Raw genomic sequence first — 25,932 nt, 5'->3', positions numbered from 1 at the left:
AAGATACCTTAATTCATACCCTGAACTAAGTCGCCGGGAAATTACCGGCGGCCCGCGTGGCGCGTGGGAGCGGAGTGAGTCGCGCGCCTGCGGTTACCTTCCGATCATGCTGGATGTACGTGAGAGGTCGGAGGCCCTGGTCCGGTCGTTGAAGACGGCGCACCGTGACCCCGTGGTGGTGCAGGCGTTCCGTTCGGCGGCCGCGGCGTCGATCGCCTATGTGATCGCGGTGCGGCTCAGTCCCGAGCCGGCGCCGCTCACCGCTCCCCTCACCGCGCTGCTGGTTGTGCAGGTCACCCTGTACGCCACGCTGAAGATGAGCATCCGACGGGTCAACGCCGTGGTGGCGGGGGTCCTCGTCGCCATCGTCTTCAGTTCGGTGGTGGGGCTGAGCTGGTGGAGTCTGGCGCTGATCATCGTGGCGGCGCTGGGCGTGGGACATCTGGTGCGGGCGCACGAGTTCACCGCCGAGGTGGCGATCAGCGCCATGCTGGTGCTCGGGGTGACCGCGCACGGGGCGCTGGCCTGGGCCCGGGTGGTGGAGACGCTGATCGGGGCGATCGTCGGACTGGCGTTCAACCTGGTGCTCGCTCCCCCGGTGTGGGTGGAGCAGGCCGGCGCGTCGATCGAGGACCTGGCGCGGCGGCTGCGGCAGCTGATGCTGCGGGTGGGCGAGGAGGCCGCCGACAACACCCCGTTCCTGGAGGCGGCGGCGCGGCTGCACGAGGCTCGCGACCTCGACCACGACATCTCCGAGGTGGACGAGGACCTGCGGCAGGCGGAGGACAGCCTGCGGTTCAACCCGCGGGTGCGCGAGGGTCTGCTGCACCGGGTGGTGCTGCGCACCGGACTGGACACGCTGGAGATCTGCACGGTCGTGCTGCGGGTGCTGGCCCGTACGCTCACCGACCTCGCCAAGGAGCGCGAACCCGAGCCGCTGTTCCCGGCGGAGACCGGTGCGACCGTGCAGCAGTTGCTGTCCGAGATCGGCGACGCGGTGGTCAGTTTCGCGGTGCTGGTGACCACGAGCGCCAGCGAGAACGCCGAGTCCGCGGAGGAGCGGCTGACCGCCGAACTGCGGCAGGCGGCGGTGACCCGGGACCGGCTCGCCCAGCTGCTGCTGGCTCAGGTGCAGCGCGACGCCCGGCAGTGGCAGCTGCACGGCGCGGTGCTGACCGAGGTCAACCGCATCATCGACGAGATGGACACCGAGCACCGGTCGCGCCGGCTGCTGGAGGAGCTGGACCGGCACACCCGGGAGCAGCGCGAACGGCTGCCCCGGCTGACCGGGCTGCGGGACCGGCTGCGCCGCGGGCGGCCACTGCGCCGGGGGCGGGGTGCCGGCCGGCGTTCCGCCTGAGGCGCGGCCGCGCTACGGCGCTCCGGTCACCGGCGGGCCGCCCGGCCGGCTGGTCCGTCGCCGTGCCGCCCGTCCCCCTGTCGCCCGTTCCCGTGTCACCCGTCGCCCTCCGTGCGCTGCCGCTGGAGCGCGCGCGGGCAGGACGCGGCGCTCGCCTGGGTGAGCAGCACGTGCATCCGCTCGGTGAGCTGCGAGACGTCGTCGGCTGGGGCGTGGAACGGCAGGCGTACGTCGCCGTGGGCGGCGGCGCGTTCGATGCGCAGGGTCAGTCCGTGCCGGTCGACGGCGAGCGGCCGGACCCGGACGACGCCGTGCAGGCTGTCCGGGTCGACGAGCCGGGTGAGCCGCTCCACCGCGTCGCTGTGGCAGTCGGCGAGATGGGTCAGCAGCCGGGCCTCGGCCGTGGCCAGCGGGTCCGGTTTCGCGGCGGTGAACTCGTCCCGGTCCACCACCGCGGAGCCGGCCGGCTCGCGCAGCACCACACGGGTGGGGTGGAAGGCCAACTGGCCCTCCTCCACGGCCATCCAGCCGGCCATCCACAGCCGGGCCCGGATCCTGCCGCGGACCGGGACCGGCGCCACGTCGGCGAACTCCAGGACGGCCGACGGCTCCCCCCGGGGCGCGCAGATCGCCGCGCCGAGCAGGGCGCTGTCCTCGGGCACCTGGAGCAGCACCCGGCCGTCGTCCGCGACGGTGTGCGCGCCGACGAACTCCTCGCGTCCGCCCTCCGCGGTCACCGCGCAGGACCACGCGGCGGCCAGCATCGACCGGGCACGCTCGGCAGCCGCGGGTGCGGCGGTCCAGGTCTGGCTGTCTGCCATCCCAACCTCCTTAGGTAAGCCTCACCTAACCTACCGAAGATCGGGGTGTGCGCCAACCACGACGCGTGATCTTTACGAGACCTTCAGGGTGAGAGGTGAGACCTCGGCGCCGGCTCAGGGCGCGAGCGCGCCGAACAGCGCGCGGGCGCAGAGGTCGCGCACCGCTTCCCGGGACGGCTCGCCCTCGCGCAGCCACTCCAGGCAGATCGCGGTGGTGAACGCCAGCCAGCCGCGCACCGCCAGCCGTACGTCGGGCCGCGCCGCGAACGCCGCGCCGAAGCCGGGGTCGGCGGCCAGCGCGGCCAGGATCTGCCGCCGCTGGGCGTCCAGCGCCTGCCCGTAGACACGGCGCACGGCCGGGTCGCCCGCGGCGTCGGCGCGGTGGAAGGCCCGGTAGCCGTGGGCGTGTTCCTCGACATGGCGCAGATAGGCGTCGAGACCGGCGGCGAGCTGTTCGCGCACCGGGACGCCGGGCACGGCCGCCGTCATCCGCAGCATCCGCGCGCTCTCCCGCTCGACGACCGCCGCGAAGAAGTCCCGTTTGCCCGGGAAGTAGTGGTAGAGCAGCCCCCGGGAGACGCCCGCGATCTCGGCGACCCGCTCGATCCACACGTCGTCGTAGGGGCTCTCGGAGAACAACCGGGCGCCCACCGACAGCAGTTGCTCCCGGCGCTCCTCGGTGCTGAGCCGGCGGCGGATACGCGTGCCCTGGTCGGCGGCCATGCCCGCACTTTACTTGACGCCGGTTCAACAACGGGTCGAGACTGAGGCGGCGCCTTATTGAACCGGAGTACAACACGCTCACTCACCACGGAGATCGCGTCATGGCGGAGACGACGGACGGCCTGCCGAAGGGGTTCCGCAGTGCCGAGCTGGGCTGGCCCGAGCTGCGGCGAATACCCCGCCCGCCGCACCGGGTCCCGCTGCTCGGGGATGTGCTCGGGGCGAGCCGGCGCACGCCGCTCCAGGACACGATGCGCCAGGCGGAACCGCTGGGGCCGATCTTCCGGCGGCGGGCCTTCGGCAAGGAGTTCGTGTTCGTGTGGGGCGCGGCGCTCGCGGCGGACCTGGCGGACGACGCGCGGTTCGCCAAGCACGTCGGCCTGGGGGTGGCCAATCTGCGTCCGGTCGCCGGGGACGGGCTGTTCACGGCGTACAACCACGAACCCAACTGGCAGCTCGCGCACGACGTCCTCGCCCCGGGGTTCAGCCGGGAGGCGATGGCGGGCTACCACCCGATGATGCTGGCCGTGGCGGACCGGCTGATCGCCCACTGGGACCGGGCGGGGGCGGCGGGCCGGACGGTCGACGTGCCCGGGGACATGACCAAGCTGACGCTGGAGACGATCGCGCGCACCGGGTTCGGGCACGACTTCGGGTCCTTCGAGCGGTCCCGGCCGCATCCCTTCGTCACCGCGATGGTCGGCGCGCTCACCTTCGCGCAGCGCCGCAACACGGTGCCCGCCCCGCTCACTCCATGGCTGCTGCGCCGCGCCAGTCGCCGCAACGCGGCCGACATCGCCCACCTCAACCGCACCGTCGACGACCTGGTGCGCGCCCGCCGGTCCGGGCCGGGCGAGGGGGACCTGCTCGACCGGATGCTGGAGACCGCCCACCCCGGCACCGGGGAGCGGCTGTCGGCACAGAACGTGCGTCGTCAGGTCATCACCTTCCTGGTGGCCGGCCACGAGACGACCTCGGGCGCGCTCTCCTTCGCCCTGCACTACCTCGCCCGGAACCCCGAGGTGGCCGACCGGGCCCGCGCCGAGGTGGACCGGGTGTGGGGCGACGCGGCGGCGCCGGGCTATGAGCAGGTGGCGAAACTGCGGTACGTCCGCCGGGTGCTGGACGAGTCGCTGCGGCTGTGGCCGACGGCGCCCGCGTTCGCCCGGGAGGCCCGCGCGGACACGGTGCTCGGCGGGGTCCATCCGATGCGGCGCGGCGCGTGGGCCCTGGTGCTCACGCCGATGCTGCACCGCGACCCCGAGGTGTGGGGGCCGGACGCCGGGCGGTTCGACCCGGACCGCTTCGAGGCGGCGGCCGTGCGCTCCCGGGCGCCGCACACCTTCAAACCGTTCGGGACCGGCGCGCGGGCCTGCATCGGGCGGCAGTTCGCGCTGCACGAGGCGACGCTGGTGCTCGGGCTGCTGCTGCGCCGCTACGACCTGCGGCCGGACCCGCAGTACCGGCTGCGGGTGACGGAACGGCTGACCCTGATGCCGGAGGGGTTGCGGCTGCGGCCCGAGCGCCGGACCGCGACGGCCGCCGCGTCCCAGGTACCGCCGGTGCCCGCGCCGGCCCGGGAACCGGAAGGGCCGGCAGGGCCGGCGGCTCGCTGCCCCGTGCGGCATCGGGTGGGTGACTGACAACGACGGGCGGGCGGCTGCCGAGGCGCCCGCGCCCGCCGGCCGGCCGCGTCAGGCGCCCGGCGCCCAGTGTGCCGGGCGCGTGACCGAGTCCGGCAGCCGGGTGCCGGTGCTCCCCCGGGCCGCGTTCGTCTGCGGCTGGGTCAGGAAGAACGCGCCGGTGAGGTCCGCGTCGGTCAGGTCGGTGTCTCTGAGGTCCGCGCCGATCAGGTCCGCACCGCGCAGGTCGGCGCCGGTCAGGTCGGCGGCGATGAGGCAGGCGCCGCGCAGGTCGGCACCCCGCAGGTCGACGCCGCGCAGCCGGGCGCCCAGCAGGTCGGCGCGCCGGCGGTGCTGCTTGCGGCCCGGGGAGGTCCGGGCCCGGGTCAGCCGGCTGGCCCGGTCGAGCAGCGGGTCGACCGCACGGCGGTGCGCCGCCACGTCGAGCGCCGCCAGCTCCGCCGGGGTACCGGCCGCCAGTTCCGCCGTCCGGTCCCGCATCCGCCGCAGGTCGCCGTGGACCGGGCGGGCGGCCGGCAGGGTCAGCGCCTCGGTCAGGTACCAGAGCAGTTCGTGCAGTTGCCGCACGAGCGGGAACACCTCGGTCATCGCGGCGGTGCGCCGGTCCGCCGCGCCGAAGACGGCCTGGGAGACCCGCTGCCCGGCGCCGAAGCAGTCGTAGACCGTGCAGCCGGTGAAGCCGCGCTGCCGCAGCCGGTCGTGGATGGTGCAGCGGTGGTCGGCGGCGAGGTTCTGGCAGGGCCGGCCGGCCTCCTTGTCGAAGGCGAAGTCGGCCGAGGCGGCGAACGGCAGGGCGACGCAGCACAGGCCGAAGCACCGGGCGCAGTCGCCTCGCAGGTCCCCTAGGGACGGCCGCTCGGCCGTGTCGTTCCGCATGACGGCCAGCATACGGAACATCCGTTCGACGTCGGTCGGATTATGCGGCGGGCAGCTCCAGGCGGTCGAGGCGGTCGGTGTCGGCCAGGATGTACAGCTCGGTGATCCGGTCGTCGACGACGGTGACGGTCAGCACCGACACCGGCTGTCCGGACCGCCGGGCCAGTACCCCGACCGCGCCGTTGACCAGCAGGAACCGTGTCTGCAAGGCGTCCTGGCGGTAGAGCCTGGCCTGTTCGGCCACCGTCCGGGCGCCGCGCACCAGCCGGGAGAGGGAGGCGCCGGCGTCCGCCCGCAGGACGACGTCCGGGTGCAGTACGGCGACCAGTGCCTCGAAGTCCCCGGCCCGGCTGGCGGCCATGAACGCCTCCAGCGCCTTGCGCTGCCGGCCGAGGTCGGGGTCGGCGCCGGGGGCCGCGGCCCGGGCCCGGCGACGGGCGCGGCTGGCCAGTTGCCGGGTGGCGGCCGGGGTGCGCTCGACGACCGCGGCGATGTCGTCGAACGGCACGGCGAACATGTCGTGCAGCACGAACGCCAGCCGCTCGGCGGGCTCCAGGGTCTCCAGGACCACCAGCAGGGCCATGCCCACCGAGTCGGCGTGCAGCGCCTGCTGCTCCGGGTCGCCGGCCGGCAGCGGCCCGAACACCGGGTCCGGCACGAACGTACCGCCGTCCTCGGTCATCGGCTCCTCGCGGCGGGCGGCCCGGGAGCGCAGCATGTCGAGGCAGATACGGCCGGTGACGGTGGTCAGCCAGCCGCCCAGGTTGTCGATGCCGTCGGCGCCGGTGCGGGCCAGCCGCAGCCAGGCCTCCTGCACGGCGTCCTCCGCCTCGGCCAGTGAGCCGAGCATGCGGTAGGCCACCGCGCCGAGCCGGCCGCGGTGCTCCTCGAACCGGTCGGCGAGGTGCGCCGGGGTGTCCGCGCCGGTCATCGGGCGAACACCTGGAACGCGACCGCCGGCCGGCCGCCGAACCGCTGCCCGACCTCCCGCGCGTACGGCAGCAGGAAACCGCGCACGTACTCCTCCGGGTCCTGGTCGGTCAGCGCCTCGATGTACGTGCGGTGTTCGAGCAGGGAGCGGACCGCGCGCTCCAGGCCGTCCGTGGCGTCCACCGCGTGGGTCGGGGTGTCGGAACCGGCGACGGCGATCCAGCGGACCCCTTGCCACGGTGGCAGACCCGCGTCGGTCAGCTCGGGGAAGATCCAGCGGTTGCCGGCGTCGGCCACCGCGTCCAGCGTGGCCCGGCCGACGGCCACGTGGTCCGGGGTGTTCCAGTACGTCCCGCCGAGGATCTCCTCGTGGTGGTTGAGGGTGATGACCAGTTCGGGCCGGTGCCGGCGGATCGCGGCGGCGATGTCCCGGCGCAGCGCGGGGCCGTACTCGACGACGCCGTCGCGGTGGTCGAGGAACTCCACCTCCGTCACCCCGACCACGGCGGCGCCGGCCCGCTGCTCACGCTCGCGCAGCGGGGCGCACTCGGCGGGCGGCAGGGTGTCGATGCCCGCCTCGCCGCGGGTGGCGAGGACGTAGGCGACCTCGCGGCCCGCGTCGGTCCAGGCGGCGATCGCCGCCGAGCAGCCGTACTCCAGGTCGTCCGGGTGGGCCACGACCGCGAGGGCGCGCCGCCAGTCGCCGGGCATGGGCTCCAGTGGCGCGGCAGGCGAGTCGCGCGCGTCAGTCGTCGTCGGCTCGGTCATGCTTCGCAGACTAGCCGGGCCCACTGACAGCGCGCCCCGGATCACACGCCCGGATCACAGCATGCCCGGATCACACCTCGTCGCGGGCGAGGGCGAGCAGCCGGTCCAGGACGCGGGGGCCGCCGGCCCGGACGCCGTCGTGCTCGAACTCGTCGGTGACCCAGGTGCGCAGCCCGCGGACGGCGCGCGCGGTGGCCAGGGCGTGGCCGGTGTCGACGTACATGTCGTCGTGGTAGACGGCGGCGGCGACCGGCACCTCGTTGGCGGCCAGCCGGGCCGGGTCGTACAGGGGGGTCCAGTCGGTGCGGGCGGCGAGCAGGCCGGCGGTCTCGCGCAGCGGGCGCAGGGCCGGGTCGCAGTCGAACATCCAGGGGTGGATGGTTTCGCCGGTGAACATCAGCGGTTCGTCGCCCGCGAGGGCCTTGGCCGCGTCGAAGCGCGGGAACTCGGCGCGGACCCGCTCGGCGGACCAGTTCGTGGGGCGGGCGTCCTGGGCGTAGATCACCTCGTGGATCACGGCGTACAGCGGGTTGGCCGCGAACGACAGCAGGCCCTGGACCTGTTCCTGGAAGGCGTCGGAGAGTTCGGGGCCGCCGGGAGCCGGGACGAAGGCGTCCTCCAGCAGGAAGTGCAGGCGGTGGCTGCCCTCGCCGCCGCCGAGCATGATGCCCAGCGACTGGAACGCCTCGACGGTGAACCGGTAGCCGCCGGGCAGCACCACGTCGTGGGTGAGGAGGTGGTCGGCGATGCGGCGGGCGCGTTCGACGTCCTGGGGGTAGCGGGCGTAGTGGGCGGCCACCTTGCGTTCGACGCGCGGGTAGGCGGCCCGGTAGACGTCGTCGGCGTGGGCGTCGAGGGACGGCAGTCCGCCGGTGATCAGGGCGGTGGCGAGGCCCTCGGGGGCCAGCGACAGGTAGGCGACGGTGCAGAAGCCGCCGAAGCTCTGGCCGAGGACGGTCCAGGGGGCACCGCCGGTGACCTGCGGGCGGATCGCCTCGCAGTCCCGGACGATGGAGTCGGAGCGGAAGCGGGTGAGGTAGTCCGCTTGTTCGGCGGGGCCGCCGCGCAGCGGGAGGGTCTGCCGGTTGGCAGGGGTGGAGGCGCCGGTGCCGCGCTGGTCCAGGAGGAGGACGCGGTACTCCTTCAGGGCGCGGCCGAGCCAGGCGGGCCGGCCGATGAAACGATTCGCCCCGAAGCCGGGGCCGCCCTGGAGGTAGAGCAGCCACGGCAGGTCCCGGTCCGCCTTGTCGCTCGCGACGACCTCACGGGCGTACAGCTCGATCGTCTCCCCGCCGGGGTCGGCGTGGTCGAGGGGGACGGTGAAGCGGCGGTCGGTGAGGACGACGCCGGGCTGGCGGTAGCTGACGCTCAACGAGGACTCCCGGTCTGCTGGGGCAACGGATTTTCGGTCGGTTCCCAGTTGAGCACAGGGTCCTGCGGCCGCCGCCCCCGGCACCGGGAGATCCTCGCCCGGCGGCCGGTCCGCGCGCGGTCAGCGGGCGGCGAGGCTGGAGCGGCGCACCACCAGTTCCGGCTGGAGTACGACCTTGCGGTGCTGGTGCGGCGCGCCGGTCGCCGCCGCCTCGGTCTCCTCCAGGAGCAGGTCGGCGGCGAGGGCGCCCATGGTCTGGGCGGGCTGCCGCACCGAGGTGAGGGGGACGGCCGCGGCGGCGGCGAACTCGATGTCGTCGTAGCCGACGATGGCGAGGTCGTCGGGGACCTGGACGCCCGCCGCGTACATGGCCTGCAGGACACCGAGGGCGAGCAGGTCGTTGGCGCAGAACACGGCGGTGGGCCGGTCGGCGAGACCGAGCAGGCGGGCGCCGGCGTCCCGCCCGGCGGCGACGTCGAGCCGTTCGGTGGGCAGTTCACGCAGCGCGTCCGGGCCGAGACCGGCCTCGGTGAGGGCGCGCAGCGCGCCGGTGCGGCGGTCGCGGACCTGGTTGAGGCCGGGCGGGCCGCTGACGTAGGCGATGGAGCGGTGTCCGGCGTCGGCGAGATGGCGCACGGCCAGCGCGCCGCCCGCGATGTCGTCGACGGAGACGGAGCACTCGGTGGTGCCCTCGGCGACCCGGTCGACCAGGACGAAGGGGATGTTGTGCCGCCGGAAGGTGTCGATGTTGCGGCCGGTGGCCTCGGCCGGGGTGAGCAGCACGCCGCGCACCCGCTGTTCGGCGAAGAGGGACAGGTACTCGGCCTCCTCGCCGGGGTTCTGGGCGCTGTTGCAGACCATCACGCCGAGCCCGGCGTCGCGGGCGGCGCGCTCGGCGCCGCGGGCGACGTCGACGAAGAAGGGGTTGCCCATGTCCAGGACGAGCAGGCCCATGATGCGGCTGCGGCCGGCGCGCAGTTGGCGCGCGGACTCGCTGCGGACGTAGCCGAGCCGGTCGATCGCCGAGAGCACGCGCGCCCGGGTCTCGGTGGCGACGGTGTCCGGGCGGTTGATGACGTTCGAGACCGTGCCCACGGAGACTCCGGCGGCACGGGCGACGTCCTTGATACCCACCGACTGGGCCATCGGGGAGGGACCTCCAGGGTCGAACTAGGGAAACGCGCGAGGGACGCGGGGTGGCGGCCGGAAGACCTTCACACTACCGTCGCCGCCCCGGGCGGGCGGGACGTCACACGGGCAGCCGGAAGTCGGCGACGCGCAGCGGCGAGGGCGCGGTGCCGGTGGACCGCTCCTGGTAGAGGACGGAGAGCACGCCGTCCTGGGTCAGCCGGGTCTCGTCGACGAGGACCTCGCCGAAGGCGTTCAGGTCCGCGCCGTCGAACAGCAGCCGCCAGTCGGTGTGTCCGGACGCCTGCGAGGCGGCGGCGATCCGGCCGTACGGGAGGACCGCGTAGGCGTTGTCGTACCGGTCGAGGAGCAGCCGGGTGCGCTGGCTGGAGTTCAGCGGGACCGGTATCTCGGTCTTCCGCCAGGTACCGGCGGCGGTCCGGCGCAGGTGGAAGGCGCGGCCGTGGGCGACGCGGTCGGCGACGTAGTCGGTGGTGCACTGGCCGAAGCGGCCGGGCACGTAGGAGATGACCGCGTGCGGCCGGCCGGCCGAGTCGGTGGCCTGGCTCTCCTGGTTCATCAGCGAGTGGTCGGGGTTGAGCGGGTCCACGACCAGGCCGGGACCGGTGACGGAGACCAGGTCGCCGCCGCCGGTGGTGCCGACGACGCTCCCGGCGTCGTTGCGCCAGGTGCGGCCCCGGTCGTCGGAGTACACGTAGCCGGTGTCGTGGTTGGTGAGGCCGCCCGGGGAGCACATCACGGCGGCGTTCTGCTCGCGCCAGGTGAAGAAGGCGTGCAGCCGGCCGCGCCGGTCGTAGTCGATGCCGTGCAGGTACATGTTGCGGGCGGTGGAGCTGCCGTGCTCGCTGGTGTAGCCGCCGGTCGAGGCGCTCCACTCCCCCAGCGCGGTCCACTTGCCGCCGTCGTAATCGGCCAGCGCGTTGCGGCCGTTGCCGGAGACGCCGGCCCGGTAGCTGAGCTGGAGGCGGCCCTCGGGGGTGGCGACGAACTGCGGGTAGGTGAACTGGGTGGTGAGGGCGAGGCCGTCGAGGGTGGCCGCCGGGGTGCCGAAGCGGCTCGCGGTCCAGCTGGTGGTGGCCGGGGCGTCCAGGAGTCCGGCGGCGGACTTGACGTAGGTGAAGCCGTCGCTGTGCGAGTCCAGGTTGAGGTGGAGGCGGCCGTCGGTGCGGGAGACGCCCATGCTGACGACGTTGTGGGAGTCGTCGTAGCGCAGGGTGTGGCCGATGCGGACGGTGCGCCAGGGTCCGCCGGGCAGGGCGCGGCGGGCGACGACCGCGTTCCGGTCGGCGGTGTACCAGGCCGCGTACTGGTGGCCCTGGTAGGTGAGCAGGGCGTTCTTCTGGAAGGAGTTGTTGTTGACCAGGCCGTCGTAGGAGACGAAGTAGAGGGCCTGGGGGTCGAGTGTGGTGGTGCCGGTGCGGGTGACGGAGGGACCGGGGGTGGCTGCCTGGGCGGTTCCGGTGCTGGTCAGGACGGGGGCCGCGAGGGCGCCGGCCAGCAGGGTGCGTCGTCTCATGCGGGGCTCCGGGGGTGGGGGGGGTGGGTCAGGCGAGGTGGAACACTTCGGTGAGCGGCCGCATCGCCTCGTCCGGGCGGGCGCCGTCGAGGGACTCGAAGAAGGGGGCCATCTCCGCCTGCCAGCGGGCGTTGACCCCGGTGGCCTCCATACCGGCCTGGGCGGCCGCGAAGTCCTCGGTCTCCAGGTAGCCGACCAGCAGGCCGTCGTCTCTCAGGAAGAGGGAGTAGTTGTGCCAGCCGGTGGCCGTGAGAGCGTCCTGCATCTCCGGCCACACGGCGGCGTGGCGTTCGCGGTACTCGGCGAGCTTGTCCTTGCGGACCTTGAGCAGGAAACAGACACGCTGCATGAAGTACCGCTCCTCCCAACAGAACTGACGAGCTATCAGAAGTTGTACTGGTCGATGTTCTCGGCGTTGAACACGGTCGGCTTGCCGAGGCTGATCACGCCGTCCGCGCCGATGGTGTACTCGCCCATGTCACCGGCCTTGAAGGTCTCGCCCTCCTTGCCGGTGATCTGGCCCGAGGACAGGGCGACGGCGGTGCGGGCGGCCAGTTCGCCGAGCTTGGCCGGGTCCCACAGCTCGAACTCGTCGACGGTGCCGTTCTTGACGTACTTGCGCATGTCGTTGGGGGTGCCGAGGCCGGTCAGCTTGACCTTGCCCTTGTACTTGGAGCCGGACAGGTACTGGGCGGCGGCCTTGATGCCGACGGTGGTCGGGGAGATGATCCCCTTCAGGTTCGGGTGCTCCTGGAGCAGGCCCTGGGTCTGCTGGAACGACTTCTGGGCGTCGTCGTCCCCGTAGGCCACCTTGACCAGCTTGATGTCCTTGTACTTCGGGTCCTTCAGCTCGTCCTTCATGATCTCGATCCAGGCGTTCTGGTTCGTCGCGGTCTGCGCGGCGGACAGGATCGCGATCTCGCCCTTGTTGCCGATCTGGTCGGCGAGCAGCTGCACCTGGGTGCGGCCGAGGTCGTCGGCGGAGGCCTGGGAGATGAAGGCGTTGCGGCACTCGGGGTTGGCGTCCGAGTCGTAGGTGACGACCTTGATGTCGTTCTGCATGGCCTGCTTGAGCGCCGTGCACAGGGCGCCCGGGTCCTGCGCGGAGACGGCCATCGCGTCGACCTGCTGCTGGGTGAGCGTGTTGACGTAGGAGACCTGGCCGGCGGTGTCGGTGCCGCTGGAGGTGCCGACCTCCTTGTAGCTGGAGCCGAGCTCCTTCAGAGCTTTCTCGCCGCCCTTGTCGGCGACGGTGAAGTAGGGGTTGTTGACCTGCTTGGGCAGGAAGCCGACGGTCAGGCCCTTCTTGGTGGCGGCGTTCGGGTCGGCCTTGCCGGCCGCGGCGGCCGAGCCGCCCTCGTCCGCGACGTCCTTCTTGGTGGTGCCGCCGCAGGCGGTGACCGCGAGGGCGAGGGAGGTGACGGCGGCCAGGGCCGCACAGGTACGGCGGATCGACGACTTGCGCATGGCGGGGTCCTTAGTTCTGGAGAGGGGTGTTCACGAGGTGGGGGCCGGCGTCTTCGACAGGGGTGGCGGCGAGGCCGCCCGGCGCCCCGCCCGCGCGACGGCGATCTGGCGTGCGACCCGGGGGCCGAGCACGGAGAGGACGAGCAGGACGCCGGTGACGACGATCTGCGACTGGGCGGAGACGTCCTTGAGGCTCATCACGTTCTGGAGCGCGCCGAGCAGGAACACACCGGCGATCGCGCCGCCGAGGGTGCCCTTGCCGCCGTCGAAGTCGATGCCGCCGAGCAGGACGGCGGCGACGACGGAGAGTTCCAGGCCGGTGGCGTTGTCGTAGCGGGCGCTGGCGTAGTGCAGGGCCCAGAAGATGCCGGTGAGGGAGGACAGCAGGCCGGTGAGGACGAACAGCAGCAGCTTCTGCCGCTTGACCCGGATGCCGGCGAACCGGGCCGCCTCCTCGCTGGCGCCGATGGCGAACAGCGCCCGGCCGAACGGGGTGGCGTGCAGCGCGACCACGGCGACCGCCAGCAGCACCAGGAAGGGCAGCAGGGCGTACGGGATGAAGGTGTCGCCGATCCGGCCGGCCGCGAAGTCCAGGTACTGGGAGGGGAAGTCGGTGACCGCGTCGGAGCCGAGCACGATCTGCGCGATGCCCCGGTAGGCGGCCATGGTGCCGATGGTGACGGCCAGCGACGGCAGCCCGAGCCGGGTCACCAGCAGGCCGTTGACCAGGCCGCACAGCACGCCGAGGACCAGGCAGACCGGGATGATCGTCTCGATGGTCATGCCCTGGTTCCACAGCGCGCCCATCACCGCGCCGGACAGGCCGGCCGTGGAGGCGACGGAGAGGTCGATCTCGCCGGCCACCACGAGCAGCGTCATCGGCAGCGCGATCAGGGCGATCGGCAGGGTGTTGCCGATCAGGAACGACAGGTTCAGCGAGTTGCCGAAGCCGTCGACGAAGCCGAAGGACAGCAGGACGACCACGACGAGCAGGGCGCCGACGACGGTGTCCCAGCGGACGGCGCGCGTGAGGGACGAGTCAGCCATGGCGGGCGTTCCTCTTCTTCAGGGCGGTCGCCACCCGCAGGGCGACGATCCGGTCGACCGCGATGGCGAGGATGAGCAGGATGCCGTTGATCGCCATCACCCAGACCGAGCTGACCCCGAGGGCGGGCAGCACGCTGTTGATGCTGGTCAGCAGCAGGGCGCCGAGGGCGGCGCCGTAGACGCTGCCGGAGCCGCCGGTGAAGACGACGCCGCCGACCACGACCGCGCTGACCACGGTGAGTTCGTAGCCGTTGCCGGTGCCGGAGTCGACGTTGCCGAACCGGGCCAGGTAGAGGGCTCCGGCCAGGCCCGCGAGGGCGCCGCAGAAGGTGTAGGCGGCCAGGATGCGCTTGCGCACCGGGATGCCGGCCAGCCGGGCGGCCTCGGGGTTGGAGCCGAGCGCGTACAGCTCGCGTCCGCTGCCGAACTGCTTGAGGTAGTACGCCGTTCCCACCACGACCACCAGGGCGATCAGGGCGAGGTAGGGCACCGCGGAGATGCCGCCGGCGCCGAAGTCGACGAAGCCGCCGGGCAGGTCGGCCGCGGTGATCTGGCGGGAGCCGACCCAGATGGAGTCGATGCCGCGGATGATGTACAGCGTGCCGAGCGTGACGACCAGCGCGGGTACCTGGCCGAGGCTGACCAGCAGACCGTTGAGCAGGCCGAAGCCGACGCCCATGAGGACGGCGAGGACCACGGCGACGACCGGGTTGCCGCCGCCCTGGAGGTAGGTGCCGGCCGCGAAGGCGCTGATGCCGAGGGTGGAGCCGACCGACAGGTCGACGTTGCGGGTGATGACGACCAGCGACTGGCCGGTGGCCACCAGCACCAGGATGGTCGCGTTGAGCAGCAGGTCCTTGATGCCCTGTTCGGACAGGAACTCGCTGTTGCCGGCCTGGGTGACGGCGATCATCACCAGGAAGACGACCAGGATGGCCAGCTCGCGCATCTTGAAGACGCGGTCGACCAGCCGGGTGGCGCCGGCCTTGGGCACCTCGGCGACGGGGGTCTTGTCGGGCGCGGTCACCGTCATGCGGCGGCCCTCCCGGTGGTACGCGGGGACACGGGGGCGGTGGCCCTTCCGGTGGAGGTCATGTGGGCTGCCGTCCCGACGGAATACGCGGGCCGGGGGGCGGTGGCACCAGCGATCGGAGCCCTGCGACGGGCACCGCCCGCGGTACGCCGGGAACCGGGGGCGGTGGCCCTTCCGGTGGAGGACATGGGAGCTGCCGTCCCCGCCGAACACGCGGGCCCGGGGACGATGGCACGAGCGACCGAGGCCCTACGGCGGGCACCGCCCGCGGTACGCCGGGAACCGGGGGCGGTGACCCCTCCGGTGGAGAACATGGGAGCTGCCGTCCCCGCCGAACACACGGACCCGGGGACGATGGCACCAGCGACCGAGGCCCTACCGCAGGCACTGCCCGCGGTACGCCGGGCACCGGGGACGGTACGGCCGGCCGGCCCGGGGGCGGCCGGGGCCGGGCGCGCGGTCCTGGGGATGGCGGTCATGCGGCGGCCCTCCCGGTGGCTGCGGCCATCACGGTCTCCTCGGTGGCTTCGGCGCGGGAGATCTCGGCGGTCAGCCGGCCCTCGTGCATCACGAGCACCCGGTCGGCCATGCCGAGCACCTCCGGCAGGTCGGAGGAGATCATCAGGACGGCGACGCCGTCGGCGGCCAGCCGGCTCAGCAGCCGGTGCACCTCGGCCTTGGTGCCGACGTCGATGCCGCGGGTGGGCTCGTCGACGATCAGCACCTTGGGGCCGGTGGCGAGCCACTTGGCGAGGACCACCTTCTGCTGGTTGCCGCCGGACAGGGTGTTGACGGTGTCCGCGATCCGGGCGTACTTCACCTGGAGCTTGACCGCCCAGTCCAGGGACCGGCTGCGCTCGGCGCCGCGGTCCACCAGGCCGGCCTTCACGGACGTACGGAGTCCGGTGAGGCCGATGTTCCGCTCGATGGACATGTCCATCACCAGGCCCTGGGCGCGCCGGTCCTCGGGGACCAGGGCGAGGCCCGCGGCCATGGCCGCGGACGGCGCGCCGTTCACCAGCGCCTTGCCGTCGACCTCGACCTCACCGGCGTCCCAGCGGTCCACGCCGAACACCGCGCGGGCCACCTCGGTGCGCCCGGCGCCGACCAGTCCGGCCAGGCCCACGATCTCGCCGCGCCGCACCTCGAAGGAGACGTCGGTGAAGACGCCCTCGCGGGTCAGCCGGCGCACGCTGAGGGCGACCTCGCCGGGCGTGACCTCCTGCTTGGGGTACAGCTCGTCCAGATCGCGGCCGACCATCCGGCGCACCAGGTCGTCCTCGGTCATGCCGTCGAGGAGTTCGCTGGAGATCCAGGCGCCGTCGCGCAGGGTGGTCACCCGGCGGCAGATCTGGAAGATCTCCTCGAGCCGGTGGGAGATGAACAGCACCGCCGCGCCTTCCTCGCGCAGGGTGCGCACCACCCCGAAGAGGCGGGCCACCTCGCTGCCGGTGAGGGCGGCGGTCGGCTCGTCCATGATCAGGACGCGGGCGTCGAAGGAGAGCGCCTTGGCGATCTCCACGATCTGCTGGTCGGCGATGGACAGACCGCGCGCCGGGCGGTCCGGGTCGAGGTCGACGCCGAGGCGGCGCATCAGGTCGGCCGTGACGGCGTGGGTGGCCTTGTGGTCGATCCGGCCGAGCGCGCGCCGCGGCTGGCGGCCCATGAAGATGTTCTCGGCGATCGACAGGTCGGGAAAGAGGGTCGGCTCCTGGTAGATGACGGCGATGCCGGCATCTCGGGCGTCGCCGGGGCCGTGGAAGACGACGGGTTCACCGTCGAGCAGCACCTGGCCGGCGTCGGGACGGTGCACTCCGGCGAGCGTCTTGATCAGGGTGGACTTGCCCGCGCCGTTCTCACCGGCGAGGGCGTGCACCTCCCCGGGGCACAGCTCCAGGGAGACGTCCCGCAGGGCACGGACCGCGCCGAAGGACTTGGACACGTCCTTCAGGGCGAGAACCGGGGCCGGACCCGTATCGGACGACGGGTGGGTCATGGGGGCTCCTCGACGACGCCGGCGGGACGGCCCTCACGGCGTCGTGAAAGGTTTCAACTGGGTTGCCGGGACGTTAGGCAGGTGAGGCATGTCACGTCAATGGGTCCGGGTCGAAAAACTTTCGATAGCCGAAGGTCACGACAGGATCACGGGGGTCCGGCTTGGCCAGAGGGCTTGACACCCCTTCGGTGGCCTCATAGCTTCGCGTTCTGAATCGTTTCACACATGGTCGTACGCAGCACGGTGCGACCCGACGTCAGGAGCCGACGTGACCGAGCTCGCCGCGGTGAAGGCCGCGCTGAAGACCCAGGCAGTCGAGACGCCGTCGTGGGCGTACGGGAACTCGGGCACCAGGTTCAAGGTGTTCGCGCAGGCCGGTGTGCCGCGCTCCCCGTTCGAAAAAGTCGACGACGCCGCGAAGGTCCACGAGTTCACCGGTGCGGCGCCGATCGTCGCGCTGCACATCCCCTGGGACCGGGTCGACGACTTCGCCGCGCTGGCCGGGTACGCCGAGAAGCGGGGGGTGAGGGTCGGCACGATCAACTCCAACACCTTCCAGGACGACGCCTACAAGCTGGGCAGTGTCTGCCACCCGGACGCGGCGGTGCGCCGCAAGGCGGTGGACCATCTGCTGGAGTGCGTCGACATCATGGACGCCACGGGTTCCAGGGACCTGAAGCTGTGGTTCGCCGACGGGACCAACTACCCCGGTCAGGACGACATCCGCGGGCGGCAGGACCGGCTGGCCGAGGCGCTGGCCGAGGTGTACGGGCGGCTCGGCGACGACCAGCGGATGCTGCTGGAGTACAAGTTCTTCGAGCCGGCGTTCTACGCCACGGACGTGCCGGACTGGGGCACGGCGTACGCGCACTGCCTGAAGCTGGGCGACAAGGCGCAGGTCGTCGTCGACACCGGGCACCACGCGCCGGGCACCAACATCGAGTTCATCGTCGCCACGCTGCTGCGGGAGGGGAAGCTCGGCGGGTTCGACTTCAACTCGCGGTTCTACGCGGACGACGACCTGATGGTCGGTGCGGCCGATCCGTTCCAGCTGTTCCGGATCATGTACGAGGTGGTGCGGGGCGGCGGGCTCGGCTCGGACGTGGCGTTCATGCTGGACCAGTGCCACAACATCGAGGCGAAGATCCCGGCGATCATCCGGTCGGTGATGAACGTGCAGGAGGCCACGGCGAAGGCGCTGCTGGTGGACCAGGACGCGCTGGACGCCGCGCAGGCTTCGGGGGACGTGCTGGAGGCCAACGCGGTGGTGATGGACGCGTACAACACGGATGTGCGGCCGCTGCTGCGCGAGGTGCGCGAGGAGATGGGGCTGGACCCCGAGCCGCTGAAGGCGTACAAGGCGTCCGGGTGGGCGGAGCAGGTCGTCGCCGAGCGGGTTGGCGGGGAGCAGGCGGGGTGGGGCGCGTAAGCGATTGCCGGGTTCTGCTGTTTCGCGGGCTGCGGGCCGGTTGTGGCTGGTCGCGCAGTTCCCCGCGCCCCTTCGGATACATCTCCCTCGTTTGAAAAGGACTGGAAGACATGGCACCCCACCCCGAAGCCGACGCACTGATCGCTCGTTCCCATCGGCTCGGTTCCGATTCCCGCAACACCAACTACGCGGGGGGCAACGCCTCCGCGAAAGGCACCGAGACCGATCCCGTCACCGGGGGTGATGTGGAGCTGATGTGGGTCAAGGGGTCGGGCGGTGACCTCGGGACGCTGACCGAGGCCGGGCTCGCCGTGCTGCGGCTGGACCGGATGCGGGCGCTCAAGGAGGTCTACCCGGGCGTCGAGCGCGAGGACGAGATGGTCGCCGCGTTCGACTACTGCCTGCACGGCAAGGGCGGGGCCGCGCCCTCCATCGACACCGCCATGCACGGGCTGGTCGAGGCCGCGCACGTGGACCATCTGCACCCCGACTCCGGTATCGCGCTGGCCTGCGCGGCGGACGGCGAGAAGCTGACCGCCGAGTGCTTCGGCGACACCGTGGTGTGGGTGCCGTGGCGCCGGCCCGGTTTCCAGCTCGGGCTGGACATCGCGGCGGTGAAGGAGGCCAGCCCGGGGGCCATCGGCTGTGTGCTCGGCGGGCACGGGATCACCGCCTGGGGCGACACCTCCGAGGAGTGCGAGCGCAACTCGCTGCACATCATCCGGACCGCCGAGAAGTTCCTCGCGGAGCGCGGGAAGGCCGAGCCGTTCGGGCCCGTCGTCGAGGGGTACGCGCCGCTGCCCGAGGCCGAGCGGCGGGAGCGGGCCGCCGCCCTCGCGCCGTACGTCCGGGCGGTCGCCGCCCAGGACCGGCCGCAGGTCGGCCACTTCACCGACTCCGACGTGGTGCTGGACTTCGTCTCCCGCGCCGAGCACCCGCGGCTCGCCGCGCTCGGTACGTCCTGCCCGGACCACTTCCTGCGCACCAAGGTCCGCCCGCTGGTCCTGGACGTGCCGCCGGACGCGCCGCTGCCGGACGCGATCGCCCGGCTGAAGGAGTTGCACACCGCGTACCGCGAGGAGTACGCCGCCTACTACCGGCGGCACGCCGCGCCGGACTCCCCCGCGATGCGCGGCGCCGACCCGGCGATCGTGCTGGTGCCGGGCGTGGGCATGTTCTCCTTCGGCAAGGACAAGCAGACGGCGCGGGTGGCGGGCGAGTTCTACGTCAACGCCATCAACGTGATGCGGGGCGCCGAGGCGGTCTCGGCGTACGCGCCGATCGAGGAGTCGGAGAAGTTCCGGATCGAGTACTGGGCTCTGGAGGAGGCCAAGCTCCAGCGGATGCCGAAGCCCAAGCCGCTGGCCACCCGGGTCGCGCTGGTGACCGGCGCGGGCAGCGGGATCGGCCGGGCGATCGCCGAGCGGCTGGTGGCCGAGGGCGCCTGTGTCGTCGTAGCGGATCTGAACGGGGACAACGCGGCCCGGGTGGCCGAGGAGCTGGGCGGGCCGGACAAGGCCGTCGCGGTGACCGTGGACGTGACGGACGAGGAGCAGATCGCCGCCGCGTTCCGGGCCGCCGTGCTCGCGTTCGGCGGGGTCGACCTGGTCGTGAACAACGCCGGCATCTCCATCTCCAAGCCGCTGCTCGAGACCTCCGCCAAGGACTGGGACCTCCAGCACGACATCATGGCCCGCGGGTCGTTCCTGGTCTCGCGGGAGGCGGCCCGGGTGATGATCGCGCAGGAACTCGGCGGCGACATCGTCTACATCGCCTCGAAGAACGCCGTCTTCGCCGGTCCGAACAACATCGCCTACTCCGCCACCAAGGCCGACCAGGCGCACCAGGTGCGGCTGCTCGCGGCCGAGCTGGGCGAGCACGGCATCCGGGTCAACGGGGTCAACCCCGACGGAGTGGTGCGCGGTTCGGGCATTTTCGCGGGCGGCTGGGGCGCCAAGCGGGCGGCCGTCTACGGGGTGCCGGAGGAGAAGCTGGGCGAGTTCTACGCCCAGCGCACGCTGCTCAAGCGCGAGGTGCTCCCGGAGCACGTGGCGAACGCCGTGTTCGCGCTGACCGGCGGTGACCTCACGCACACCACCGGCCTGCACGTCCCGGTCGACGCCGGCGTCGCCGCCGCGTTCCTGCGATGAGCCCGGACATGACCTCGTACGCCGCGGTCGACCTCGGCGCGTCCAGCGGGCGCGTCATGGTCGGCCGCGTCGGCCCCGGCACCCTGGAGCTGACCGAGGCGCACCGGTTCCCCAACCGGCCGGTGCGGGTGCCCGAGGGGCTGCGCTGGGACGTGCTGGGGCTGTACGCCGGGGTGCTGGACGGGCTGCGGGCGGCCGGGCAGGTCGCCTCCGTCGGCGTGGACAGCTGGGCGGTGGACTACGGGCTGCTGGACGCGGACGGGGCGCTGCTCGGCAACCCGGTGCACTACCGCGACGCCCGCACCGAGGGGGTCGCGGAGAAGGTGTGGGCGACGGTGCCGGCCGCCGAGCTGTACGCGGCGACCGGGCTCCAGTACGCGCCGTTCAACACGCTTTACCAGTTGACGGCCGCCCGTAGCACGGCCCAGCTGGCGCAGGCGCGGAGGGCACTGCTCATCCCCGATCTGCTGACGTACTGGCTGACCGGCGAGCAGGGCACCGAGCTGACCAACGCCTCCACCACCCAGCTGATCGACCCGGGCACCCGGGACTGGGCGCACGACGTGGCCGAGCGGCTCGGCGTCGACCTCGGGCTGTTCCCGCCGCTGCGGCTGCCCGGTGATCCGGCGGGGCTGCTGCGGCCCGAGGTGCTGGAGGAGACGGGGCTGACCGGGCCGGTGCCGGTCACGGCGGTCGGCTCGCACGACACCGCCTCGGCGGTGGCCGCGGTGCCGGCGACGGACGAGCGGTTCGCGTACATCTGCACCGGCACCTGGTCGCTGGCCGGTCTGGAGCTGACCGCGCCGGTGCTGACCGAGGAGAGCCGGGCCGCCAACTTCACCAACGAGCTGGGACTGGACGGCACGGTCCGCTACCTGCGGAACATCATGGGGCTGTGGCTGCTCCAGGAGTGCGTACGGGCCTGGGGCGTCACGGACCTGGGCGAGCTGCTGCGGGCGGCCGGCGAGGTGCCCGAGCTGCGGTCGGTGGTGGACGCGGGGGACGCGGCGTTCCTCGCGCCGGGCCGGATGCCGGAGCGGATCGCCGCGGCGTGCCGGGCCCTTGGGCAACCGGTGCCGGCCACGCCCGCCGAGATCACCCGGTGCATCCTGGACTCGCTGGCGCTGGCCCACCGGGGGGCGGTCGAGGACGCGCGGCGGCTCGCCGGGCACCCGGTGGACGTCGTGCACATCGTGGGCGGCGGGGCGCGCAACGCGCTGCTGTGCCAGCTGACCGCCGACGCCTGCGGGCTGCCGGTGGTGGCCGGTCCGGCGGAGGCCGCGGCGCTCGGCAACGTCCTCGTGCAGGCCCGCGCGGGCGGGCTGGTCGGTGACCTGGCCGGGATGCGGGACCTGCTGGTCCGTACCCAGCGGCCGGTCCGCTACGAGCCGCGCGGGGACGGCGCCCGCTGGCGGGCCGCCGCGTCCCGACTCGCCGAGCGGTGACCGGGGTCTGTCCCGGCTCCCGGCCACCGCACTACCCTTCTTTCATCCGATGATCAACAGCAAGGAGCCGCGATGCGTGTCGCTTTGTTCCTGACCTGCGTCAACGACACGCTCTATCCCGATACCGGGCGCGCGGTGGTGAAACTGCTGACCAGGCTGGGCGTCGATGTCGACTTCCCGGCCGGTCAGACCTGCTGCGGGCAGGCGCACTACAACACCGGTTACCGGCACGAGGCGGAGCCGATGGCCCGGCACTTCTCCGAGGTATTCGGGGAGTACGAGGCGATCGTGACGCCGTCCGGCTCCTGCGGGGCGATGGTGCGCGAGCTGTATCCGCGGCTGGGCGATCGGGCCCGGGCCGAGGGGCGCGGGGACACCCTCGCGGCCACCCTGGCGCCGGTGGTGCCGAAGACGTACGAGCTGACGGAGTTCCTGGTGGACGTGCTGGGGGTGACGGACGTCGGGGCGTACTACCCGCACACGGTCACGTACCACCCGACCTGTCACGGGCTGCGCTCCCTCGGGCTCGGCGAGCGGCCGCTGGCGCTGCTGCGGGCGGTCGAGGGGCTCGACCTGGTGGAGCTGCCGGGCGCCGAGGAGTGCTGCGGGTTCGGCGGCACCTTCGCCATGAAGAACGCGGACGTGTCACTGGCGATGGGCACCGACAAGGTGCGCAACGCCGAGTCGACCGGCGCCGAGGTGCTGTGCGCGGCCGACAACTCCTGTCTGATGCACATCGGCGGGACGATGAGCCGGCTGCGGACCGGCATGCGGCCGGTGCACATCGCCGAGATTCTGGCCAGCACGAAGGAGGAGCCGGCGGCATGAGCGGCACGTTCGTAGGAATGCCGGTGTTTCCCCCGCCCGCCCACCCGGCCTTCCCGAAGGCCGCGCACGAGGCGGTACGGAACCCGACCCTGCGGGGCAACCTCCGGCACGCCACGCACACCATCCGGGCCAAGCGGGCCAAGGCGGTCGCGGAGGTCTCCGACTGGGCCGAGCTGCGCGAGGCCGGCAAGCGGATCAAGGACCACACGCTGCGCCACCTGGACCGCTACCTGGAGCAGGTGGAGGAGTCGGTGACGGCGGCGGGCGGCATCGTGCACTGGGCCGCCGACGCCGACGAGGCCAACCGGATCGTCGCCGGCCTGGTCAAGGCGACCGGCGAGTCGGAGGTCGTCAAGGTCAAGTCGATGGCCACCCAGGAGATCGGGCTCAACGAGGCGCTGGAGGCCGAGGGCATCCGGGCCTACGAGACCGATCTCGCCGAGCTGATCGTGCAGTTGGGCAACGACCGGCCCTCGCACATCCTGGTGCCGGCCATCCACCGCAACCGCGGCGAGATCCGGGAGATCTTCCAGCGGGAGATGAGCGAGTGGGGCCGCCCGGCCCCCGAGGGGCTGACCGACACCCCCGCCGAGCTGGCCGAGGCGGCCCGGCTGCACCTGCGGGAGAAGTTCCTGCGCGCCAAGGTCGGCATCTCCGGCGCCAACTTCGTGGTCGCGGACACCGGCACGCTGGTGGTGGTGGAGTCCGAGGGCAACGGCCGGATGTGCCTGACCCTGCCCGAGACGCTGATCTCGGTGGTCGGCATCGAGAAGATCGTGCCGACCTGGCAGGACCTGGAGGTCTTCCTCCAGACCCTGCCCCGCTCCTCCACCGCCGAGCGGATGAACCCGTACACGTCGACGTGGACCGGCATCACGGACGGCGACGGCCCCCGCGTCTTCCACCTGGTCCTGCTCGACAACGGCCGCACCGACACCCTCGCCGACGAGGTCGGCCGCCAGGCCCTGCGCTGCATCCGCTGCTCGGCCTGTCTGAACGTCTGCCCGGTGTACGAGCGGGCCGGCGGGCACGCCTACGGGTCGGTGTACCCGGGCCCGATCGGTGCCATCCTCAGCCCGCAGCTGCGCGGTACGGCGAGCGAGATCGACGCCTCCCTGCCGTACGCCTCCTCGCTGTGCGGCGCCTGCTACGAGGTGTGTCCGGTGGCCATCGACATCCCCGAGGTGCTGGTGCACCTGCGGGAGCGGGTGGTGCAGGGCGGGCCGGCGGTCCGCGAGGGCAACAAGGTCGTCCTGAAACCGGCCAAGGGACATGCCGCCGAGCGGGCGGCGATGCGGGCCGCGCAGTGGGCGTTCACGCATCCGGGCGCGCTGCGCACCGGGCAGCGGCTGGCCTCGCGCACCCGCCGCTTCCATCCGCGCACCCTGCCCGGTCCGGGCCGGGCGTGGAGCGCCGGGCGGGATCTGCCGGCGGTGCCGGCCGAACCGTTCCGGGACTGGTGGCAGCGCACGCGCGGTGGGAAGGACGGGGCCAAGTGAGCAGCAGGGAACGGATTCTGGGCCGGGTGCGGCGGGCGCTGGCGGACGTACCGCGCGAGGAGGCACCGTACGAGCGGGACTATCTGCGCGAGCACGGGGCGCGGAGCGTCCCTGAGACGGTGGAGCTGCTGGCGGAGAACCTGGCGGACTACCGGGCCCTGGTGCACCGGTGCGCCGAGGACGAGCTGCCGGCGGTGCTCGCCGGGCTGCTCGCCGCGCGCGGGTCCAGGTCGGTGGTCGTGCCGCCGGGGCTGGACGAGGGCTGGCTGGCGCGGACGGACGTCCCCCGGGTCGCGGACCTGGCCGAAGCCACCGCGGCCGACCTCGACCGCGTGGACAGTGTCGTCACCGGCTGCGCCGTCGCGATCGCCGAGACCGGCACCCTCGTCCTGGACGGCTCCCCCGACCAGGGCCGCCGCCGGATCACCCTGGTGCCGGACCACCACATCTGTGTCGTCCGGGTCCCCGGCCAGGTGGTCTCCTCCGTGCCCCAGGCCCTCGAACGGCTCGCCGCGGCCCGCCCGTTGACCTGGATCTCCGGCCCCTCGGCCACCAGCGACATCGAGCTGGACCGGGTGGAGGGGGTGCACGGTCCGCGCACCCTGGAGGTGGTGCTGGCGCACGGTACGACGGACCCGGGGTGGCGCTGAGTACACCCCGGGATCCGGGCCCTGCGCCCACTGTGCCCGAACCGGCGCGCTCGTAGCGTCGTGGGCGAGGCACAGGGTGTGCCGTCGGGGAAGGTGATGGCGATGTCCCGCGAGGCGTTGCGGCTGGTCAAGGTCAGCAAGACGTACGGCACCGGCGACGGGGCGGTGACCGCGCTGGACGGGGTGACACTGGGCCTCGGACCGGGCACGTTCACCGCGGTGATGGGGCCGTCCGGGTCGGGCAAGTCGACGCTGTTGCGGTGCGCGGCCGGCCTGGAGCGGCCGGACGCCGGGATCGTGCGCGTGGACGGTACGGAGCTGACCGGCGGCACGGAGACGGAGCTGACCAGGTTCCGGCGCGGGCGGGTCGGGTTCGTGTTCCAGGAGTACAACCTGCTGGAGACCCTGACCGTCGCGCAGAACACGGTGCTGCCGCTGAAGCTGGCCGGGCGCCGGGTGGACCGGCGGCGGGCCCGGGAGATCCTCGCCTCGGTCGGGCTCGGCGACCGGCTCGGGCACCGGCCGCACCAGCTCTCCGGCGGTCAGCGGCAGCGCGTGGCGATCGCGCGGGCGCTGGTCGCCGAGCCGCAGGTGGTCTTCGCGGACGAACCGACCGGCGCGCTGGACCTCCGCGCCGCGCGGCAGGTGCTGGGGCTGCTCCGGGACGCGGTGCGGGTGCACGGGCGGACCGTGGTGATGGTGACGCACGACCCGGTCGCCGCTTCGTACGCCGACACGGTGGTGTTCCTCGCGGACGGCCGGGTGGCCGGGGAGCTGCGGGGTCCGACGCCGGACGCGGTGGCCGAGCGGCTGGCGCACCTGGGCGACGACCTGACCGCGGGGGTGTGAGCCATGTGGGCTCTGGCCATGCGGTCGGTGCGGCACCGGCCGGGACAGTTCCTCGCGACCCTGCTGTCCGCCTTCCTCGGCGCGGGGGTCGTCATGACGTTCAACTCGCTGCACGACACGGCGGCGGGCGACGGTGTCGACGCGGTGAGCGCGGACACCCTGGGGCTGGCGGCGGGGGTGGTGGGCGGTTACGGCACGCTGCTGGTGTTCTTCGCGATCGCCTCGACGCTGACGGTCAATGTGCGGCAACGCGCCGCCGAGTTGGAGCTGCTGCGCCGCTCGGGGATCCAGTCCCGGCTGCGCGGCACCGCGCTGATGGCGATCTCCAACCAGGAGGGTCACATCGTGCTGGCCCCCGGCAACAAGTCGGAGCTGGCGGTC

At 72.9% G+C, this 25,932-nt stretch carries 22 protein-coding genes and 1 pseudogene; 10 read left to right on the top strand and 13 right to left on the bottom strand.

Annotated elements, in window-relative coordinates; all coding sequences use genetic code 11:
• The first annotated feature begins 106 nt into the window (after positions 1–106).
• Positions 107–1,360 (top strand): FUSC family protein, encoded by a 1,254-nt coding sequence (locus AB0G32_RS30505; protein ID WP_361170419.1) that lies wholly within the window; start codon positions 107–109, stop codon positions 1,358–1,360.
• 95 nt (positions 1,361–1,455) lie between these two features.
• Here AB0G32_RS30505 and AB0G32_RS30500 read toward each other — a convergent pair whose 3' ends face one another.
• Positions 1,456–2,181, bottom strand: coding sequence for a DUF2470 domain-containing protein (locus tag AB0G32_RS30500; protein ID WP_361170416.1), 726 nt, complete (start codon positions 2,179–2,181; stop codon positions 1,456–1,458).
• Between the two features lie 114 nt (positions 2,182–2,295).
• A complete protein-coding gene (locus tag AB0G32_RS30495) occupies positions 2,296–2,904 on the bottom strand; it encodes a TetR/AcrR family transcriptional regulator (RefSeq protein ID WP_361170413.1) in 609 nt (202 codons plus the stop codon).
• A 101-nt stretch (positions 2,905–3,005) separates the two neighbouring features.
• Between AB0G32_RS30495 and AB0G32_RS30490 the strand changes: the two genes are divergently transcribed.
• Positions 3,006–4,547, top strand: coding sequence for a cytochrome P450 (locus AB0G32_RS30490; protein WP_361170410.1), 1,542 nt, complete (start codon positions 3,006–3,008; stop codon positions 4,545–4,547).
• 51 nt (positions 4,548–4,598) lie between these two features.
• On the opposite strand, the gene AB0G32_RS30485 is transcribed toward AB0G32_RS30490, so the two are convergent.
• The 11 genes from AB0G32_RS30485 to AB0G32_RS30435 form a co-directional block, all read right to left on the bottom strand.
• On the bottom strand, positions 4,599–5,423 hold the full coding sequence (locus AB0G32_RS30485) for a pentapeptide repeat-containing protein (RefSeq protein WP_361170407.1): 825 nt from the start codon (positions 5,421–5,423) through the stop codon (positions 4,599–4,601).
• A gap of 40 nt (positions 5,424–5,463) precedes the next feature.
• Entirely contained in the window at positions 5,464–6,354 is an 891-nt protein-coding gene (locus AB0G32_RS30480) for a sigma-70 family RNA polymerase sigma factor (RefSeq protein WP_361170404.1), read from the bottom strand.
• Complete coding sequence (locus AB0G32_RS30475; RefSeq protein ID WP_361170401.1) at positions 6,351–7,121, bottom strand: PIG-L deacetylase family protein; 771 nt, start codon at positions 7,119–7,121, stop codon at positions 6,351–6,353. The genes AB0G32_RS30480 and AB0G32_RS30475 overlap by 4 nt, the downstream gene beginning before the upstream one ends.
• A 70-nt stretch (positions 7,122–7,191) precedes the next feature.
• Positions 7,192–8,493: an alpha/beta fold hydrolase gene (locus AB0G32_RS30470; RefSeq protein ID WP_361170398.1), complete on the bottom strand. Its 1,302-nt coding sequence runs from the start codon at positions 8,491–8,493 to the stop codon at positions 7,192–7,194.
• A 120-nt stretch (positions 8,494–8,613) separates the two neighbouring features.
• A complete protein-coding gene (locus tag AB0G32_RS30465) occupies positions 8,614–9,639 on the bottom strand; it encodes a LacI family DNA-binding transcriptional regulator (RefSeq protein WP_361170395.1) in 1,026 nt (341 codons plus the stop codon).
• A gap of 103 nt (positions 9,640–9,742) precedes the next feature.
• Positions 9,743–11,158: a BNR repeat-containing protein gene (locus tag AB0G32_RS30460; RefSeq protein ID WP_361170392.1), complete on the bottom strand. Its 1,416-nt coding sequence runs from the start codon at positions 11,156–11,158 to the stop codon at positions 9,743–9,745.
• A 28-nt stretch (positions 11,159–11,186) separates the two neighbouring features.
• Positions 11,187–11,507, bottom strand: coding sequence for an L-rhamnose mutarotase (locus tag AB0G32_RS30455; RefSeq protein WP_361170389.1), 321 nt, complete (start codon positions 11,505–11,507; stop codon positions 11,187–11,189).
• A gap of 35 nt (positions 11,508–11,542) precedes the next feature.
• The gene (gene rhaS / locus AB0G32_RS30450) at positions 11,543–12,625 is read right to left on the bottom strand and encodes a rhamnose ABC transporter substrate-binding protein (protein ID WP_361170386.1); all 1,083 of its coding nucleotides are present in this window, start codon (positions 12,623–12,625) and stop codon (positions 11,543–11,545) included.
• A gap of 30 nt (positions 12,626–12,655) precedes the next feature.
• The gene (locus tag AB0G32_RS30445) at positions 12,656–13,672 is read right to left on the bottom strand and encodes an ABC transporter permease (protein WP_361170383.1); all 1,017 of its coding nucleotides are present in this window, start codon (positions 13,670–13,672) and stop codon (positions 12,656–12,658) included.
• Positions 13,665–14,705: an ABC transporter permease gene (locus AB0G32_RS30440; RefSeq protein ID WP_361170380.1), complete on the bottom strand. Its 1,041-nt coding sequence runs from the start codon at positions 14,703–14,705 to the stop codon at positions 13,665–13,667. The genes AB0G32_RS30445 and AB0G32_RS30440 overlap by 8 nt, the downstream gene beginning before the upstream one ends.
• Before the next feature lie 475 nt (positions 14,706–15,180).
• Positions 15,181–16,701: a sugar ABC transporter ATP-binding protein gene (locus AB0G32_RS30435; RefSeq protein ID WP_361170377.1), complete on the bottom strand. Its 1,521-nt coding sequence runs from the start codon at positions 16,699–16,701 to the stop codon at positions 15,181–15,183.
• Between the two features lie 268 nt (positions 16,702–16,969).
• On the opposite strand from AB0G32_RS30435, the gene rhaI reads away from it, so the two are divergent.
• The 8 genes and pseudogenes from rhaI to AB0G32_RS30395 form a co-directional block, all read left to right on the top strand.
• Positions 16,970–18,130 carry an L-rhamnose isomerase gene (rhaI, locus tag AB0G32_RS30430; protein ID WP_361170374.1) on the top strand — a complete coding sequence of 387 codons (1,161 nt, stop codon included), beginning with the start codon at positions 16,970–16,972 and terminating at the stop codon, positions 18,128–18,130.
• A 110-nt stretch (positions 18,131–18,240) separates the two neighbouring features.
• The gene (locus tag AB0G32_RS30425) at positions 18,241–20,280 is read left to right on the top strand and encodes a bifunctional aldolase/short-chain dehydrogenase (protein WP_361170371.1); all 2,040 of its coding nucleotides are present in this window, start codon (positions 18,241–18,243) and stop codon (positions 20,278–20,280) included.
• Positions 20,281–20,288: 8 nt separating this feature from the next.
• Positions 20,289–21,725: a rhamnulokinase family protein gene (locus AB0G32_RS30420; protein WP_361170368.1), complete on the top strand. Its 1,437-nt coding sequence runs from the start codon at positions 20,289–20,291 to the stop codon at positions 21,723–21,725.
• 72 nt (positions 21,726–21,797) lie between these two features.
• The gene (locus AB0G32_RS30415) at positions 21,798–22,553 is read left to right on the top strand and encodes a (Fe-S)-binding protein (protein ID WP_361170365.1); all 756 of its coding nucleotides are present in this window, start codon (positions 21,798–21,800) and stop codon (positions 22,551–22,553) included.
• On the top strand, positions 22,550–24,052 hold the full coding sequence (locus AB0G32_RS30410; RefSeq protein ID WP_361170362.1) for a LutB/LldF family L-lactate oxidation iron-sulfur protein: 1,503 nt from the start codon (positions 22,550–22,552) through the stop codon (positions 24,050–24,052). The genes AB0G32_RS30415 and AB0G32_RS30410 overlap by 4 nt, the downstream gene beginning before the upstream one ends.
• Entirely contained in the window at positions 24,049–24,702 is a 654-nt protein-coding gene (locus AB0G32_RS30405; RefSeq protein WP_361170359.1) for a lactate utilization protein C, read from the top strand. The genes AB0G32_RS30410 and AB0G32_RS30405 overlap by 4 nt, the downstream gene beginning before the upstream one ends.
• A gap of 102 nt (positions 24,703–24,804) precedes the next feature.
• Positions 24,805–25,551 carry an ABC transporter ATP-binding protein gene (locus tag AB0G32_RS30400; RefSeq protein ID WP_361170356.1) on the top strand — a complete coding sequence of 249 codons (747 nt, stop codon included), beginning with the start codon at positions 24,805–24,807 and terminating at the stop codon, positions 25,549–25,551.
• 3 nt (positions 25,552–25,554) lie between these two features.
• Positions 25,555–25,932 (top strand): annotated as a pseudogene (locus AB0G32_RS30395) (hypothetical protein); the annotation flags it as partial.

This window comes from Streptomyces sp. NPDC023723, from assembly GCF_040639815.1.
GTDB lineage: Bacteria > Actinomycetota > Actinomycetes > Streptomycetales > Streptomycetaceae > Streptomyces.
The sequence above is the reverse complement of the archived record's forward strand: the minus strand, read 5'-3'. Positions and strand labels throughout refer to the sequence as shown.

What these genes read in the sequence shown, in the direction of transcription:
- AB0G32_RS30425 (WP_361170371.1), top strand. Translation starts at nt 18,241, where the DNA reads ATGGCACCCCACCCCGAAGCCGACGCACTGATCGCTCGTTCCCATCGG.
- AB0G32_RS30485 (WP_361170407.1), bottom strand. Translation starts at nt 5,423, where the DNA reads ATGCGGAACGACACGGCCGAGCGGCCGTCCCTAGGGGACCTGCGAGGC.
- AB0G32_RS30475 (WP_361170401.1), bottom strand. Translation starts at nt 7,121, where the DNA reads ATGACCGAGCCGACGACGACTGACGCGCGCGACTCGCCTGCCGCGCCA.
- AB0G32_RS30500 (WP_361170416.1), bottom strand. Translation starts at nt 2,181, where the DNA reads ATGGCAGACAGCCAGACCTGGACCGCCGCACCCGCGGCTGCCGAGCGT.
- AB0G32_RS30490 (WP_361170410.1), top strand. Translation starts at nt 3,006, where the DNA reads ATGGCGGAGACGACGGACGGCCTGCCGAAGGGGTTCCGCAGTGCCGAG.
- AB0G32_RS30445 (WP_361170383.1), bottom strand. Translation starts at nt 13,672, where the DNA reads ATGGCTGACTCGTCCCTCACGCGCGCCGTCCGCTGGGACACCGTCGTC.
- AB0G32_RS30435 (WP_361170377.1), bottom strand. Translation starts at nt 16,701, where the DNA reads ATGACCCACCCGTCGTCCGATACGGGTCCGGCCCCGGTTCTCGCCCTG.
- AB0G32_RS30455 (WP_361170389.1), bottom strand. Translation starts at nt 11,507, where the DNA reads ATGCAGCGTGTCTGTTTCCTGCTCAAGGTCCGCAAGGACAAGCTCGCC.
- AB0G32_RS30420 (WP_361170368.1), top strand. Translation starts at nt 20,289, where the DNA reads ATGACCTCGTACGCCGCGGTCGACCTCGGCGCGTCCAGCGGGCGCGTC.
- AB0G32_RS30410 (WP_361170362.1), top strand. Translation starts at nt 22,550, where the DNA reads ATGAGCGGCACGTTCGTAGGAATGCCGGTGTTTCCCCCGCCCGCCCAC.
- AB0G32_RS30440 (WP_361170380.1), bottom strand. Translation starts at nt 14,705, where the DNA reads ATGACGGTGACCGCGCCCGACAAGACCCCCGTCGCCGAGGTGCCCAAG.
- rhaS (WP_361170386.1), bottom strand. Translation starts at nt 12,625, where the DNA reads ATGCGCAAGTCGTCGATCCGCCGTACCTGTGCGGCCCTGGCCGCCGTC.
- AB0G32_RS30505 (WP_361170419.1), top strand. Translation starts at nt 107, where the DNA reads ATGCTGGATGTACGTGAGAGGTCGGAGGCCCTGGTCCGGTCGTTGAAG.
- AB0G32_RS30400 (WP_361170356.1), top strand. Translation starts at nt 24,805, where the DNA reads ATGTCCCGCGAGGCGTTGCGGCTGGTCAAGGTCAGCAAGACGTACGGC.
- AB0G32_RS30465 (WP_361170395.1), bottom strand. Translation starts at nt 9,639, where the DNA reads ATGGCCCAGTCGGTGGGTATCAAGGACGTCGCCCGTGCCGCCGGAGTC.
- AB0G32_RS30480 (WP_361170404.1), bottom strand. Translation starts at nt 6,354, where the DNA reads ATGACCGGCGCGGACACCCCGGCGCACCTCGCCGACCGGTTCGAGGAG.
- AB0G32_RS30460 (WP_361170392.1), bottom strand. Translation starts at nt 11,158, where the DNA reads ATGAGACGACGCACCCTGCTGGCCGGCGCCCTCGCGGCCCCCGTCCTG.
- AB0G32_RS30495 (WP_361170413.1), bottom strand. Translation starts at nt 2,904, where the DNA reads ATGGCCGCCGACCAGGGCACGCGTATCCGCCGCCGGCTCAGCACCGAG.
- AB0G32_RS30415 (WP_361170365.1), top strand. Translation starts at nt 21,798, where the DNA reads ATGCGTGTCGCTTTGTTCCTGACCTGCGTCAACGACACGCTCTATCCC.